Source organism: Flavobacterium sp. DW-iso2 (assembly GCF_058725285.1).
The window spans coordinates 35,589-52,553 of the sequence record NZ_JBZXDY010000023.1 but is presented as its reverse complement, the minus strand read 5'-3'; the positions used below and the strand labels follow the sequence as shown (position 1 = coordinate 52,553).

At 34.2% G+C, this 16,965-nt stretch carries 12 protein-coding genes; 3 read left to right on the top strand and 9 right to left on the bottom strand.

Going from position 1 to position 16,965, the window contains the following annotated elements; all coding sequences use genetic code 11:
- Nucleotides 1-19 precede the first annotated feature (19 nt).
- The 9 genes from AC4PRO_RS14260 to AC4PRO_RS14220 form a co-directional block, all read right to left on the bottom strand.
- Entirely contained in the window at nucleotides 20-625 is a 606-nt protein-coding gene (locus tag AC4PRO_RS14260) for a DapH/DapD/GlmU-related protein (RefSeq protein ID WP_492117798.1), read from the bottom strand.
- Between the two features lie 15 nt (nucleotides 626-640).
- Nucleotides 641-1,402: a glutamate 5-kinase gene (gene proB / locus AC4PRO_RS14255; protein WP_492117797.1), complete on the bottom strand. Its 762-nt coding sequence runs from the start codon at nucleotides 1,400-1,402 to the stop codon at nucleotides 641-643.
- A gap of 187 nt (nucleotides 1,403-1,589) precedes the next feature.
- On the bottom strand, nucleotides 1,590-2,786 hold the full coding sequence (locus tag AC4PRO_RS14250; RefSeq protein WP_492117796.1) for a glutamate-5-semialdehyde dehydrogenase: 1,197 nt from the start codon (nucleotides 2,784-2,786) through the stop codon (nucleotides 1,590-1,592).
- Nucleotides 2,787-2,791: 5 nt separating this feature from the next.
- Entirely contained in the window at nucleotides 2,792-3,928 is a 1,137-nt protein-coding gene (locus tag AC4PRO_RS14245) for an aspartate aminotransferase family protein (RefSeq protein ID WP_492117795.1), read from the bottom strand.
- Nucleotides 3,929-4,158: 230 nt separating this feature from the next.
- Complete coding sequence (gene argC, locus AC4PRO_RS14240) at nucleotides 4,159-5,136, bottom strand: N-acetyl-gamma-glutamyl-phosphate reductase (protein WP_492117794.1); 978 nt, start codon at nucleotides 5,134-5,136, stop codon at nucleotides 4,159-4,161.
- A gap of 252 nt (nucleotides 5,137-5,388) precedes the next feature.
- Nucleotides 5,389-6,582 (bottom strand): argininosuccinate synthase, encoded by a 1,194-nt coding sequence (locus tag AC4PRO_RS14235; RefSeq protein WP_074723639.1) that lies wholly within the window; start codon nucleotides 6,580-6,582, stop codon nucleotides 5,389-5,391.
- Between the two features lie 68 nt (nucleotides 6,583-6,650).
- The gene (locus AC4PRO_RS14230) at nucleotides 6,651-7,268 is read right to left on the bottom strand and encodes a GNAT family N-acetyltransferase (protein WP_492117793.1); all 618 of its coding nucleotides are present in this window, start codon (nucleotides 7,266-7,268) and stop codon (nucleotides 6,651-6,653) included.
- Between the two features lie 456 nt (nucleotides 7,269-7,724).
- Complete coding sequence (locus AC4PRO_RS14225) at nucleotides 7,725-8,909, bottom strand: hypothetical protein (RefSeq protein WP_074723637.1); 1,185 nt, start codon at nucleotides 8,907-8,909, stop codon at nucleotides 7,725-7,727.
- A gap of 145 nt (nucleotides 8,910-9,054) precedes the next feature.
- A complete protein-coding gene (locus AC4PRO_RS14220) occupies nucleotides 9,055-10,716 on the bottom strand; it encodes an MFS transporter (RefSeq protein WP_074723636.1) in 1,662 nt (553 codons plus the stop codon).
- Between the two features lie 324 nt (nucleotides 10,717-11,040).
- Between AC4PRO_RS14220 and nagB the strand changes: the two genes are divergently transcribed.
- From nagB to AC4PRO_RS14205, 3 genes are all read left to right on the top strand, one after another.
- Nucleotides 11,041-12,978: a glucosamine-6-phosphate deaminase gene (gene nagB / locus AC4PRO_RS14215; protein ID WP_492117792.1), complete on the top strand. Its 1,938-nt coding sequence runs from the start codon at nucleotides 11,041-11,043 to the stop codon at nucleotides 12,976-12,978.
- Nucleotides 12,979-13,010: 32 nt separating this feature from the next.
- Complete coding sequence (locus AC4PRO_RS14210; RefSeq protein WP_492117791.1) at nucleotides 13,011-15,035, top strand: beta-N-acetylhexosaminidase; 2,025 nt, start codon at nucleotides 13,011-13,013, stop codon at nucleotides 15,033-15,035.
- A gap of 269 nt (nucleotides 15,036-15,304) precedes the next feature.
- Nucleotides 15,305-16,924, top strand: coding sequence for an ABC-F family ATP-binding cassette domain-containing protein (locus tag AC4PRO_RS14205; RefSeq protein WP_492117790.1), 1,620 nt, complete (start codon nucleotides 15,305-15,307; stop codon nucleotides 16,922-16,924).
- The last annotated feature ends 41 nt before the right edge of the window (nucleotides 16,925-16,965 follow it).

The following is a 16,965-nucleotide window of genomic DNA, read 5'->3' as shown; positions in this document are numbered from 1 at the left end:
TATAATTTAACTCCGTTTTTTATATTTGTTCTATTAATTCAAGTCTTTTTACAATTGAATTTTTTTCAAGAATTGTTCCAGGTGATAGCACCGCATTTGCTCCTATTCTAGAATTATCGCCAACTAAAGCGCCAAATTTTTGAGAATTGGTATTAATAATTTCTGATTTATATTTTACAAATATATTCTTATCAATTCGTTCATTAAAATGATTTGCTGCAATTGAGCCAGCTTCAAAGTTTACATTTTTACCAATTATACTATTTCCGATATAATTAAAATGTGCAATCGCACTATTCGATAAAAGTATACTGCCTTTAATTTCACATCCTGGACCTATTTTAACATTTTTATCTAAAAAAACACCTTCTCTAAAATAAGCATTTGCTCCAACAAAACAGTTTTCGTTAATAACTACTGGACTTTTAAGTACAACTCCACGTTCAATAATGGCCGTTTTATGAATTGCAATTCCATCAGTAATAATATAATCATCCTTGTTTAGTTCTTGAATGTATCTGCTTAAATTATGTTTTAATTCATTTGTTATTTCCCAGGGCTGCAGCGCTATCTTAGTTAAGAAAGGAAGCCTAAGTTTTTCTACAAAGTCTTTAATATCTATCATAGTTTGTTTTCTAACCTAATTAATTTTTGTAAAAGGTATTTTATTTTCTAAGGCGTTCAAAATAAAGTTATCGTTTAAACCATTGACAACCCAAGTCTCGATATTTGCCGCTTTAGCAATTGCTGCCGCTTCAATTTTAGATTGCATTCCGCCGGTACCCTGTGAAGACTTAAAGTCACCTATTTCTTTTTCAAGCGATTGAAGGTCTTTAACTAATGTAATAGTTTCAGGTATCGAATCGTGGATAGACGATTTAGTGTAAATTCCATTTGTATTAGTTGCGATAATTAGTATATCCACTTTTAATAAAACGGCAGCTAGAGCGGCTAATTTATCGTTGTCACCAAACTGAATTTCATCTGTGGCTACGGTATCATTTTCATTAATAATCGGAATGTAATTGTTCTCGACTAAGACATTGATTGTATTGACAATATTTACTTTTGATTGGTCTTTTTCAAAGTCGGAATAGGAGAGTAGACACTGCGAAGTAAGCAATCCTAAATCACTGAAGTTCTCATGGAAAATCCGCATTAAATGAGGTTGTCCAATAGAAGCCAACGCTTGTTTAACTACTATTTCTTTGCCTTTACTTTCCAGTTTTACAAACTGTTTTGCTGCAGCGATAGCACCTGAACTTACAATGATAAATTCGTATTCTTCGTTTAAAGCGGCTATTTGCATTCCAATATCCTCAATCTTTCCTCTCGAAATATGATTGGTTTCTCTGGTTAGTGTATTTGTACCTATTTTTAGTAATATTCTTTTTTTAGCCATAATTTTTATTTAACCAAATAGGTTTCTATGTGTTTTCTTTTAACCGCAAAGGGCTCAAAGATTCTTTTATCCTTTTTTATCTACAAAAACGCAAAGTTCGCAAAGCTTTGTGTTAGTATTTTTTCCTTATTTCCAATTACTATTTTCTTAGACTGATTACTGAACACTAAGAACTGTACACTGCAAACTACCTTATTTGCCCTTCTCCATAAATATACCATTTATTGGTAACTAGGTGCTGCAATCCTATTGGTCCTCTTTGATGCAATTTATCAGTACTGATGGCAAGTTCACCACCAAGACCCAATTGACCGCCATCAGTAAACCGAGTTGATGCATTATGATACACTGCTGCCGTATCCACGTTTTCCATGAATTCCTGCGCTACAGCATCATTTTTCGTGATGATAGAAGCCGAATGTCCGCCACAATATTTGTTTATTTTTTTAATTGCTTCTTGATCAGAATTGGTAACTCCAATGACGATTTTGTAATCTAAGAACTCCTCATACCAAATCAAATCAGATTCAATTTCTTGTACTCCGGTCGCTTTTGCAACAGCATCATCTCCTAGTACCGTAACATTAAATAGTTGAAGCTCTCTGATAATTTGCTTGGCAAAAATTTCCCAATTTGGTAAATTTGTATCAATAAGTACTTTGTCTAAAGCATTACAAACAGAGATGTTTGATGTCTTTCCGTTGATGATAATAGCAATAGCTTTTTCAATATTCGCTTCGGCATTTACATACACAAAATTATTTCCTCTACCACTTACAATTACTGGGCAAGTAGCGTGTTTCTTAACAAAATTAATTAGGTTTTCACCACCACGAGGAACGATTAAATCGACTTTTTGTGTTGGTTTTTCAAGAAATACTTGTGTTTCTGTTCGGTCATAATTCAAATATTCCACACATGAAGTAGCAACATCATTATCTTTTAAGGCTTGATGCCAAAGACTGACAATTTTTAAATTAGAAAGTAGTGATTCTTTTCCGCCTTTAAGCAAAATCTTATTTCCTGATTTGAATGCTATTCCGCCCGCTTCAACAGTAACATCTGGTCTTGATTCATAAATGATTAAAATAGTTCCAAAAGCAGCTGTTTTATTACTGATTTTTAAACCATTATCATGCGTAAAATTAAAACGCACTTGCCCCACAGGATCTTCTTGGCTGGCTAGTTGTTGTAAAGAAAGAATCATTCCGTCAATTTTAGCATCATCAACGAGCAAGCGTTTCTCCATAGCCAAATCATCACCAGAATAGTTGGCAAGATCTTGCTGGTTTGTGGTTTTTATAGCTGTTCTTTCTTGTTCGAGAAGCACAGCCATTCGACTTAAAACGGCATTTCTTTTGTCTATTGGTAAAATTTGACTCATGATTATTATTTTAGTTCCACTAATGATTCTTGCAAAGCCACAATAAAAGTATCAATTGCGGCTGTTGTAATTGTTAAAGGAGGAAGAATTCTTAATAGGTTTTTATTATTAGCTCCACCAGTGAAAATGTGTTTTTCAATAATCATTTTCTTTCTCAAAGCGCTTACGTCAAAATCAAATTCAACTCCTAACATTAATCCTCTTCCTTTGACTTTGATAATTTCAGGAATTACTTTTATGGCTTGCATAAAATAGGCTTCTACTTTTTTTGCGTTTTCCATCAAATTCTGGCTTTCGATTACCTCTAAAACGGCAATACTTGCGGCACAGGCCAAATGACTTCCACCAAAAGTAGTTCCTAGTAAACCGTAACTCGCTTGAAAATGAGGAGCAATTAGAATTCCACCGATTGGAAAGCCGTTACCCATTCCTTTTGCCATACATATAATATCAGGTTTGATGTCATGAAATTGATGTGCAAAGAACTTCCCGCTTCTTCCAAAACCAGATTGTACTTCATCCAAAATTAAAACAACATCATTCGCCTTACACACTTTTTCTAAAGCTTGAAAAAACTCGGTCGTTCCTTGGTCTAAACCACCTACACCTTGAATAGGCTCAATGATTACACAAGCGACATCTCCTTTTATCAATTCGGCTTCCACCAAATCAATTTCGTTCAAAGGCAAGAATGTAACTATTTGTTGTGCGTTAATAGGTGCGACAATCTTTTTATTATCGGTTGTTGCTACCGCTGCAGAAGTACGCCCATGAAAAGCATTGTGAAAAGAGACTACTCTGGATTTATTGGTATGAAAAGAAGCCATTTTTAAAGCGTTTTCATTGGCCTCAGCCCCAGAACTGCATAAAAACAAACTGTAATCTGTATAACCCGAAAGTTTTCCTAGTTTATCTGCCAGCTCCACTTGCAACGGATTCTGAATTGCATTCGAGTAAAAACTCAAATTATCCAGTTGGGCCTTTACTTTGGCTACATAATATGGTTGTGTGTGACCTATAGAAATTACTCCGTGACCAGAGTATAAATCTAAATATTCGATTCCTTTATCATCTGTAATAATACAATCTAATGCTTTTACTGGAGTGATAGGGTATAATGGGTAAACGTCAAATAAGTTCATATTGTTCCTCCCCCTAGCCCCCTCCGAAGGAGGGGGAATAAATGCTTACAACGGGGGTATTGCTTTTAGTTTCTTATCTGTTTTTTCTCTATTTTAAGAGAAAAAAAGATATATCACGATTATATTAATTCATTTTCATTTTTTAATTACTTAGTTGACGAAACTAAAATAATTTACAACGTTGATAAAGTCTCGTCTCCCTCCCCTTCGGGGAGGGTCGGGGTGGGGATTTAAAATCCGCTTGGTTTCAAGTGCAATCCTGTAGATTCTTCTAATCCAAACATTAAATTCATGTTTTGGATGGCTTGTCCTGATGCGCCTTTTACTAAATTATCAATTATTGAAGTAATTAGTACCCGGTTTCCTTTTTTCATTAAACTAATGATGCACTTATTCGTTTGTACTACTTGTTTCAGATTGATGTTTGTAGTGGTAACGGTTACGAAAGGTTGGTCTTTATAAAAAGCTTCATATTTCGCAACCAGATCTTCTAAACTTTCTTCTACAGTAGTATAAAGCGTAGCAAAAATTCCTCTTGCAAAATCTCCTCTGTTAGGCACGAAAATTAATTCGTTTGTATAATCAGCTTGTAATTGATTCACACTTTGGTTAATCTCACCTAAATGCTGATGATCGAATGCTTTGTAATGCGACATATTATTTGATCTCCAACTGAAATGTGTAGTTTCTGATGGGCTAACTCCTGCGCCAGTACTTCCCGTTGTAGCATTGATATGCACATCGTTATTTAATAGTCCGTCAGCTGCAAGCGGTAATAAAGCCAATTGGATAGCCGTAGCAAAACAACCTGGATTTGCGATATAGTTGGCGTTTTTAATATTGGCTTTATTCAGTTCAGGTAAACCGTAAACAAATGATTTTCCTTCAAATTGGTTGTCTTTTGTCAATCTGAAATCATTTCCTAAATCGATGATTTTAGTATGGCTGGCAAATTGATTTTGTTCTAAAAACTGAATCGATTTTCCATGACCCAGACACAAGAAAACTACATTGACATTCGGGTTTACCGTATCAGTAAAATTCATTTCAATATCACCCATCAAATCATGGTGCGCCACTGATAAAGGTTTACCTGCATTTGTAGTGCTGTAAACAAAATCAAGTTTTGCTTTAGGGTGAAACATCAAAATTCTGATTAATTCTCCTGCGGTATATCCTGAACCTCCTATTATTCCAACATTAATCATAAGATCTATTTTTTAAAACATTTTTTGTTTAAACCATTAAGGAATTAAGGAAAATTAAGTTGAATGAAACTTAATTGCGTAATGGTATAAACAGATTGTAAAAAGTTTCTGTGTAAAACGAAACTTCCTTATTAGCCCCGATTGCAGTGAAAATCCTTTTACTTTTTTTCAAAAAGGAAAAGATTGCAACGGAAAGCGGGACGGAATTTCCTAAAGAGCAAAATGTTTCTGCTCCTTATAAAAAGCCTTAATTTACTCGTAAGTTTCATTGTTTACAGACGAAAATATGTTTTGGGCATTTCCAAGTATCTTGATAAATCCTTTTGCATCATCAGATGTCCAAGCATTGTTCATTTCACCGTATTGCCCAAAACCGGTATTCATCAAATCGTTATCTGATTCAATTCCGTCAAGCGTAAAGTGATATGGTTTTAAAGAAACGATCACTTTCCCGTTTACTGTTTTTTGAGTGTCTTCAAGGAAAGCTTCAATGTTTCTCATCACAGGATCAAGAAATTGTCCTTCATGAAATAACATTCCGTACCAGTTTCCTAGCTGCTCTTTCCAGTATTGTTGCCATTTACCAAGAGTATGTTTCTCTAGTAGATGATGTGCTTTTATAATAATTAATGGAGCAGCAGCTTCAAAACCAACTCTTCCTTTAATTCCAATAATAGTGTCACCTACGTGCGTATCTCTACCAATAGCAAAAGCATTTGCTAATTTTTCAAGAATTACAATATTATCAATAGGTGACTTTTTTATATTGTTGATTTCCACCAATTCTCCTTTTTCAAAGGTTAAAGTCACTTTTTCTTCTCCTTCTTTCTGTAATTGCGAAGGATAGGCATCATTAGGAAGTGGTTGATTTGATGTTAAAGTTTCTTTTCCGCCAACACTTGTTCCCCAAAGCCCTTTGTTGATAGAATATTGTGCTTTTTCCCAAGAATAGTGTACCCCATTTTTTGATAAATAATCTACTTCTTCTTGTCTTGATAATTTCAAGTCTCTAATAGGAGTAATGATTTCAATTTCGGGAGCGATGGTGTGGAAAATTAAATCAAAACGAATTTGGTCATTCCCTGCACCTGTACTTCCATGAGCAATTGCAGTTGCACCAACTGATTTTGCATATTTTATCGCTTCAATAGCTTGAAAAACACGTTCAGCACTTACGGATAAAGGATAGGTATTGTTTTTCAATACATTGCCATAAATTAAATACCTGATTGCTTTGTCATAATATTGATCTACAATGGTTAGGTTAGCGTGTTTTGCGCTTCCTAATTCGTAGGCTCTTTCTTCAATTGCTTTTAATTCGGCATCATCAAAACCTCCAGTATTGATTAATACGGTGTGAACTTCATATCCTTTTTCGTTTTTTAAATACTTAAGGCAATATGAGGTGTCTAAACCTCCACTATATGCTAATACAACTTTTTTCATTTTTTTGAGCTATTATGGGCTATTGGCTTTAAGCCTTTAGCAGATTATATTTTTTGTTTTATTCTAAATTAGTCTTCTAAGAAAAGGGCTTGTTTGATTTTTTTCAATCGGTTCCAAATCCGGACATTAAAAGGGTGCTTTGGTGGAACTTTCGCTTTTTCCTTCGGGTCATAAAGCATTCCAGTACACAAACACATTTTGTTTTCTTTACTTTTTAGAATTTCATAATTAGTACAGGTTTGACATCCTTTCCAAAAACTTGGATCCGTAGTCAATTCAGAAAATGGCACGGGTTTGTACCCTAGTTCAGAATTGATTTTCATGACGGCAAGACCCGTTGTGATTCCGAATACTTTAGCATTTGGATATTTTTCTAACGAGTAATCAAAAACCTTGGATTTAATTCTTTTGGCCAAACCTAAATTTCTGTAATCGGGATGTACGATCAATCCTGAATGTGCGACATAGTTGCTGTCTTGCCAACTTTCGATATAACAAAAGCCTGCAAAAGTACCATTGTCTAAAGCGATAACGGCATCCTTATTTTCCATTTTTTTCAGGATATATTCAGGAGTTCTTTTTGCAATCCCCGTTCCTCTCAATAAGGCAGATGATTCTATAGTATCGCAAATAATTTCTGCGTACTTATAATGCTCTTCCTGGGCTATAATAATAGAGATGTTCATTACAAGAGTTGAATTTTTGAGTTAAAAAATGATTTGTAAGTTAGTTTTGAAATACATTCTTTGCTTCCTTGAATAAAAAAACTAAAATACGAATTTATAGTCCAATAATCTGAATAACAATAGAATAATATAAATGGTATACTGATTTTGGAAAATACTATTCCAATAGAAAATAAATGTGATTTCAAAACGAAAAAATAATAAATGAATAAAAATATTTACAAAACAACTTTGGAAACTATACTAATAGCGTCCGTACTTCGGGTGAAGTAGTAGGTTTGATTGTCCGTGAGATTGGATTAATATTTAAAATTGTATTATTCATTAGTGCAAAAGTACACTATTTTTCATAGCAGAATACTTATTTTACATTTTCTAACAAAATTTTAATTCTTTGTTGAATTTTAAAAAAAAACTCCTTGAGAAATATGGTTCTCAAGGAGTTTTGTTATTCGTTTAATTTCTAAATGGATTCCTGCTTATTATCTCTTTTATTTTCAATTTTAAATCTTCGGCAGTATCATAAACCATCTGCTCATTGGTTGGAAAAAGCAACCTATTATTATCAAAATACGAAGCGTAATTATCGTCTGAGGCGCGCTTGTCTCCTTTGTATTTAGAGTAAATATTTTCAAAGATATTTTCGGCAGTCAAAGGAAATGATTTTAGAAGACGGTTGTCTTGGTAACTAACATAATCAACAATAGCTGTAATTTGGCACGATTTAAACTGTCTGAATTCATAAATTCGAATGGTTACATCTCTAAAATTATCTACCATGATTACTTTACCATCCTTGTCTAAGACTTCTTTTCCCCTATCGTCTAACAGTTTCTTCGAACCCTCTTTTACTTTACGTTCTTTTACAAATTCTTTCTCATTGATTTGCTCCGGTGAAATGTATATTTGATTGAAACGAATAAGCATTCCGTAATCATACTTAATGCCTTTTTGCTTAGAGGAATGGTACACTGTCCATTTATCATTTAATCCGTAGGTACTGAAGTCCAATAGATCATTTTGTAAACGGGCAGGTATAATCATATTGGTTTGGTTAATTGTTTCCACCATGACATAATCAGAACCTTTGAAGAGTGCATTGTCCATAAGACTTAAAACATCTTTATAATTAGGGTTTATCTGATTCAAATATCCTAAATCATCATACGCTTTCCGGAAATTCATTTTATTGTCGGTTAATAACAACTTTTTTGAATTAGCATATAAATACGCAGAAAGGGCATTTTTACTATCAATGATTTGGTCATTATAATTGTCAAAAGGAAATATTGCATTTCGCCCTTCTCTAATCAATCCCAAAGGAAGTACTGGTTTAATTTTTTCCTGACGCGAGTTGAGTTGCAGATACATATTGTACATTTTTTCCAGCTTGACAGGATTTGCATCTTTGGCCAATAAATTTATAGCGTTCAAATCGCGCTCTTTGGCTTTAGCAAAAGCTTCTTCTAGTAAATAGATGTAATCCTGTTTTCCTTTTTTTTCTTTGTTGGTACGCAAGTTAGAAACTGCTTTATTTATTGCCGCATCGTAATTACCGGAACTTAATAAGTTTTGAGTACTCTTTACACCGCATGCTGCAACAAGGATAATAAAAGAGAGTAGGAGTAAAGATTTTTTCATATTTAATAATTTTAGACAAATATATTTTTTTAAAATTCAAAACTCAAAATAATACCGAAAAAAAAGAACCATCAAAATTCAATTTGATGGTTCTACTGTTTGAATAATAATTAAGCCCCTTTTTTAAAAAAAGTATTGATTTGTATTAGTGAGCTCCACCCACTTCAATATCGTGACCAATTCCTTGTTTTTGCAAGATTCCTATTACTTTCCATCCAAAGAAAGCCAAATATCCAAAGCACAAAACAGGAATAATATACGAAGCATGGATTCCTATTATATCAGAAAGTTTTCCTTGTAATGGGGGAATAATCCCGCCACCTAGAATCATCATTACTAAAAATGCTGAACCTTGAGAGGTGTATTTTCCTAAACCAGCGATAGCTAATGAGAAAATAGAAGGCCACATAATACTACAAAATAATCCACCGCTCATAAATGCAAAAATAGCGACAGTTCCAGTAGTTGATAAACCAATAATCATGGCAATCATACCCATTAATCCAAAAATCATCAATGTTCTTGCAGGTCTGTCTTGACCTAAGAAAAAACCAGCTATTTGAAAAACGATAACAAAGGCATAAGCATATAATGGCGTCACGTCTTGTCCACTGATGTAATTTACAAATAGAACTACTCCAAAGGCAACATAAGGAACAACAATAAGTAAAATTTTCTTTAATTTATTAGAAGGATTAAATACTGAAATCGCACCAGCCCAACGTCCGATCATTAAGCTTCCCCAGTACATAGAAATATAAGGAGCTAAAGCAGATCCTGTAATTTGACCAAATAAATCAGTCTTTAACAACTCACCTAAATTACTTCCGATAGTTACCTCGACACCTACATAGGTAAAGATACCTAACATACCTAAAACCAATTGTGGGTATTTCATTGCTCCCCATCCTTCTGGATTTTTTTGAGCTGTAGTATTAGCAAACAAAAGACCTAAAACAACAACAAGTAGTGTTGCAACGGTTAACCCTAATCCTAAATAATCTTTCTCATTATTATCTATAAAATGAGCAATAAATTGAGGGTCTTCATAACGTGAAAAAATATAGGCAAATATTCCAACTAATACTAAAGTAATTGCGATTAGCGTTTTCATTGCTTTGTTTGCCGTTTCAAATGAAGAATCACTTTTTCCCGACGGTAATTTTTTTGAAAAATAAAATAAGGCTGCAGCCAATAGGAATAAGCCTCCAACAAACACATATAGAATTCTCATAGAATCCAATGAATTTGCTTTTTGTGCAAACTCTTCGATACTAACACCAGATATCACACCAAATAAAGCAAAAGAAACAACTATCGGTCCTATAGTAGTTCCTAATGAGTTGATTCCGCCTGCAAGGTTTAATCTGCTTGATGCCGTGTGAGCTTCTCCTAGTGAAGCTGCAAAAGGTTGTGCAGAAGTTTGCTGCAATGAAAAACCTAAGGCAACAATAAATAAGGCTCCTAATATAAACAAATAACTCCCTTGAGTAACAGCTAATATCATTAATACTGCTCCAAAAGTACTAATCAATAATCCATATATTATTCCCTTCTTGAATCCCCAACCATTCAAAATGTCTTTTTTAGCTAGGCTACTAAATACAAAAAGAAGTAATGCGCCAATATAATAGGCACCATAAAATGCAAAATCAATTAGCTGACTTTGAAATTGATCTAAACCGAACTTGGCTTTGCAAAAGGGAATAAAAACACCGTTTGATGCTCCAATGAATCCCCAGAAGAAAAACACCGTGATGAGCGTGTATAACGCGGAATTATTTGACTTAGTTTGTTCTGTACTCATAGTGGTAAATTGGTTAATTTTTTTATATGTAAAATTTCAATTTTGGTAATTGAAAGAGCGTAAATATATTTGTTACTCAAATTAAAAAAAAACAATTTCGAATAAATCTTATTATAATTATAGAATAATTACTTTTTGTTATAAAAGCATGATTTTTTTTCAATTTTTTCTCTTATTAACATCTTATCGAATAGAATTAATTTCTAATAAAGACTTGAAATTACACTTTTATTAACTTAACCGAAGACTTTATTGGTAAAACAACGGTACTTATAACGAGTCGAAATTTTCATACCTTTATGATTCAGTAATAAACAAAACAATATGAAAAGTAATTTTAACAACAAGCTAGAGATCAGCTATGAAAGCCCCGGTAAATTTGAAGACACGCGGTTTGAAAAGATCCATAACGTAATTTTCAAAAATGCGGCAGAAGCATCTATGATTGTTGCTAAAGAAATTGCTGACTTAATTAAATCCAAACAACAGAAAAAAGAAAATTGTATTCTTGGCTTGGCTACAGGCTCTTCGCCCATAATGGTATATGAAGAATTAGTGCGGATGCATAAAGAAGAGGGGCTTAGTTTTAGAAATGTAATTACTTTTAATTTGGATGAATATTATCCGATGCGAATAGACAATAACAAAAGCTATCATTATTTCATGCACCAACATCTTTTTGATCATATTGACATAAAACTGGAAAACATCAACATACCAGACGGAACCGTCTCTATTGAAGAAATAAAGCAGTACAGCATCGATTATGAAATCAAAATAAAAAATTTAGGAGGACTTGATTTTCAGTTGTTGGGTATCGGACGTACTGGACATGTAGGATTCAATGAGCCAGGATCGCATATTAATTCTGGAACCCGAATTATTACTCTAGATCATATTACACGTGTCGATGCTTCTTCTGATTTTAACGGTACTGACAATGTTCCCAAAAGAGCAATTACCATGGGTGTTTCCACTATTTTACAATCCAAGAGAATTGTTTTGATGGCTTGGGGACAAAACAAAGCCGATATAATCAAAAGAACAATTCAGGAAGACATCAGCGCTGAAGTTCCCGCTTCGTTTTTGCAAAATCATCCGAATGCCACTTTTGTTTTGGACCAGTCGGCAGCATCAGAATTGACCCGATTTAAAACACCTTGGTTGGTTGGTGACTGTATTTGGACTCAAGAATTGAAGAGTAAAGCTATTGTTTGGCTGTGTCAAAAGACGGATCAAGCAATTTTAAAGCTGACCGACAGAGATTATAATAATAACGGAATGTCTGATCTCTTGGCCGAAGAAGGATCTGCGTATGATTTAAATATTAATATGTTTAATGTATTGCAACGTACCATAACGGGATGGCCGGGTGGAAAACCCAATACAGATGATACCTATCGGCCGGAACGAGCGAGTCCAAGTCAAAAAAGAGTAATCCTCTTTAGTCCTCATCCGGATGACGACGTGATTTCGATGGGAGGTACTTTTTCGAAATTGATAAAGCAAGGTCATGATGTCCATGTCGTATATCAAACCTCTGGAAATATTGCAGTTACGGACGATGAAGCCTTAAAATTTGCAGAAGTGGGGAATGATTTTGTTGGAATGGGCACTGCCGCAATTAATTTTGCTTCAGTAATCGAGTTTTTAAATAATAAAACTGAAAATCAAGTTGATTCAATAGAAGTTAGAAAGCTAAAGGGATTAATAAGGCGCCGAGAATCTTTCGGTGCAACGAGGTACATTGGATTGCAAGATAAAAACATTCATTTTTTAGACATGCCTTTTTACGAAACAGGGCATATAAAGAAAAAGCCAATAAGCGATGAAGATATTACTATTGTCGCTGCTATTATCGCAAAAATAAAACCACATCAAGTTTTTGCAGCAGGAGATTTAGCAGATCCACATGGTACACATGAAGTTTGCTTGAATGCCATATTTGCGGCTATGAAACAATTAAAACCCCAATCATATATGCATGATTGCTGGCTGTGGTTGTATCGCGGTGCTTGGCATGAATGGGAACTTCATGAAATCGATATGGCAGTACCGTTAAGTCCAGACGAAGTACTGTTAAAAAGGCACGCTATTTTGTACCATCAGTCCCAAAAGGATATGGTGATGTATCAAGGGGATGATTCAAGAGAATTTTGGGTAAGAGCCGAGGACCGCAATAAACATACCGCCACGCTTTATGATAACTTAGGGCTACCTGAATATGAAGCCATTGAAGCTTTTAAACGATTTGATTATTAAAAAAACAAAAAATTAAACGCATAAAAAAATCTATGAAATACATTGTTATACTATTGTTGGCCGCTTTTGTGTCGAATGCTCAAATTAGAAAAGAGCAATTAGACCTTATGCCTTGGCCACAAAACATAAATTTGACTTCAGGTACTTTTATGTTGACCAAACAATTCAAAGTCAATATTACAGGTAACCCAGATGCCAGACTATTTATAGGTACAACTAACTTTCTAAGAAGATTAGATAGTAGAACTGGATTGTTTTTAGGACAGGCATATGTCACAAAAATCAATGAATTTCCTGAAGCAGAATTACTGATAAACTGCGGTCGAAAGGGAAAGGTTGGATTAAACGAAGACGAAAGTTATCAGCTTTCTATAGTATCAGGCAAGATTACACTTAATGCGACAAATGATTTAGGTGCTTTACATGGATTGGAGACCTTATTGCAATTAATGCAAAATAATGGCACCTCTTTTTATTTTCCAGCAGTAGAAATTACGGATTCGCCACGGTTTACTTGGAGAGGGTTGATGATTGATGCAGCAAGGCATTTTCAACCTGTTGATGTTATCAAGAGAAATCTTAATGCGATGGCTTCAATGAAAATGAATGTCTTTCATTGGCATTTAGTCGATGATCAAGGTTGGAGAATCGAAATAAAAAAACATCCAAAGTTGACCCAGTTGGCTTCAGACGGAGATTATTATACCCAAGAAGAAATTAAAGACATTGTCAAATATGCTGATGAACGCGGGATTATGGTAGTACCTGAAATAGATATTCCCGGCCATGCTTCCGCTTTACTTTCTGTTTATCCTGAAATAGGGAGTAAACAAATTGGTAGCACGCCTTATACTGTTGGACGAAGGTCCGGAATTTATGATTCGGCACTTGATCCTACGAATCCTAAAACATATCAATTATTAGGCGAAATTTTTGACGAAGTTTGTCCACTGTTTACCAGTAAATATTTTCACATTGGCGGAGACGAAAACAACGGTAAAGAGTGGAATGCAAATCCAGCTATTGAGGAATTTAAAAAAGGAAATAAAATAACAAGTAATCATGACTTGCAAACCTATTTCAACATGAAGTTGATACCGATGTTAAAGAAGCATAATAAACGACTGATGGGGTGGGAGGAGATTATGACCAAAGACATGTCTAAAGACGCCATTATTCATGCATGGAGAGGAGGCAACGAAGGAGTTACTCCCGGTGGCGCTCTAATTGCAGCTGCAAAAAATGGTTATAATACTGTTTTGTCTAATGGATATTATATCGATTTGATGCTTAGTGTTGATGGTCATTATTTAAATGATCCATTACCTAAAAATATTGCTCTTTCTCCGGAAGAAAAGGCACGAATACTAGGTGGGGAGGCGGCCATGTGGAGCGAACTGGTTACGCCTTTAAACATAGATTCAAGAATCTGGCCAAGAACTGCTGCAATAGCGGAGAGATTATGGTCAAATGATACTATTACCGATTTAAGTAGTATGCACAAAAGGTTAAAAGTCATTTCGTCCAGACTGGAAGAAGTAGGAGTAATGCATATTAGAAATAAAGAAGTGATTTTGAGAAATATTACTAATTATCAAGACACCAGGGCGTTGAATGATTTTACGAATATTTGTGAACCTTTAAAAAATTACAAACGTAATGGTGGTGGGAAAAAGTATTTTATGTATTCTCCACTAACGCTATTTGCTGATGCTTGTACAGCCGATGCTTCTGATGCTTATGATTTTAATAAGGCAGTAAATCAATATTTAGAAAATAAAAGCCCTGAAAATCAAACTGGGGTAACGAGTTTTTTAATAAAATGGATAGCCATGAATAATGATTTAATTGCACTAAGTGCTAACGCTCCATTGATTCAGCCTGTTTTACCGATGTTAAATAACTTAAGTGTAATTTCAAAGCAGCTTTTATTAGCGATTGAAGAAAAACAAAATGTTGATAAAAAAGCATTGAATGAGTTATTAGAACAATTAACTATTCGGAATTCGGCCGATGTAGAATTAGCGGTTTATGCTAGTTTAAAAAGGCTGCTATAACTGCCAAAAGGAGTAGCTGAAAAGCGATAGTAGAAGATTTCTTTTTCTTTAATCTTTTTGTTGGTTAACAGCTGCTTCATTGATTTTTTATTCTTTAACTGTTTTATAATAAGAAAGATAGGTTTTAAATCTTTGAAAAAAGTAAAAAGAAATATTTTTTTCAGATATTTTTAAGCTTTGGAGTTATTGATTTCACAAATATGTATTTACAGATTTAAAAAATCGTAATTTTTTTTGTACTTTTGCACAAATTTTATAAAAAAATATACATGCTAACAATTAATAATTTATCAGTTCAGTTTGGCAAACGAATTTTGTTTGACGAAGTAAATACCACCTTCACACATGGTAATATTTATGGAGTTATCGGAGCTAATGGAGCTGGGAAATCTACATTTCTTAAAATAATTTCAGGTGAAATGGATCCTACATCAGGACATGTCCATTTAGAGCCAGGGAAACGTATGTCGGTTTTAAGTCAAAACCACAATATGTTTGATGAACATACCGTATTGGAAACCGTAATTATGGGGAACAAGACATTATATTCTATCAAAAAAGAAATGGACGAGCTCTATTTAGATTATAATGATAAAAATGCAGATAGAATAGGAGAATTACAAGTGCAGTTTGAAGAAATGAGTGGTTGGAATGCAGATTCTGATGCCGCTTCAATGCTGTCAAATCTAGGTATTGGCGAAGAGCATCATTATACTTTAATAGGAGATCTAGAGGGAAAAATAAAAGTTCGCGTCCTTTTGGCACAAGCTCTTTTTGGAAACCCAGATTTACTGATAATGGATGAGCCAACCAATGATTTGGATTTTGAAACCATAGCTTGGCTAGAAAATTTCTTGGCAAACTATGAAAATACTGTAATTGTTGTATCGCATGACCGTCACTTCTTAGATTCTGTATGTACACATATCTCGGATATTGATTATAGTAAAATAAATCATTATTCAGGAAATTATACTTTTTGGTATGAATCAAGTCAGTTAGCTGCAAAACAACGTGCACAACAAAACAAAAAAGCAGAGGAAAAGAAACAAGAATTAGAAGAATTTATTCGTCGTTTTTCTGCGAATGTAGCCAAGTCTAAACAAGCTACTTCTCGTAAAAAAATGATTAGTAAATTAAATATATCTGAGATAAAACCTTCAAGTCGTCGCTACCCCGCGATCATCTTTGATCAAGAGCGTGAAGCAGGAGATCAAATATTGAATATTCAAGGTTTAAGCGCATCTATTGATGGTGAGGTCTTATTTAAAGGAGTTGATTTGAATATGGCTAAAGGAGATAAAATTGTTTTATTCTCTAAGGATTCTCGTGCAACGACTGCTTTTTACGAGATATTAAACAGAAACCAGATGGCAGATTCGGGTACTTTTGACTGGGGAGTTACTACCAATCAAGCTTATTTACCAGTTGAAAATCATTCATTTTTCGAGAGTGACTTGACACTTGTAGATTGGTTGCGTCAATGGGTAAAAACAGAAGAGGAACGTGATGAAGTTAATATTCGTAGTTTCCTTGGTAAAATGATTTTCTCAGGAGAAGAGGCATTAAAAACATGTAGAGTGTTATCAGGAGGAGAAAAAGTGCGTTGCATGTTGTCTCGAATGATGATGGAGAGAGCAAATGTATTGATGATTGATGAACCTACAAATCACTTGGATTTAGAGTCTATTCAAGCATTTAATAATTCATTGAAAAACTTTAAAGGATCGGTAATCTTTACTACTCATGATCATGAGTTTGCTCAAACTGTGGGTAACAGAGTAGTGGAATTAACTCCTAACGGAGCTATCGACAGTTATATGACATTCGATGAATATTTAGACGATGAAAAAGTTCAGGAATTAAGAACTAAGATGTATACTAAATAAGAGCGATAAAACTATTTTAAAAAACTCCTGTAGTCGATGCT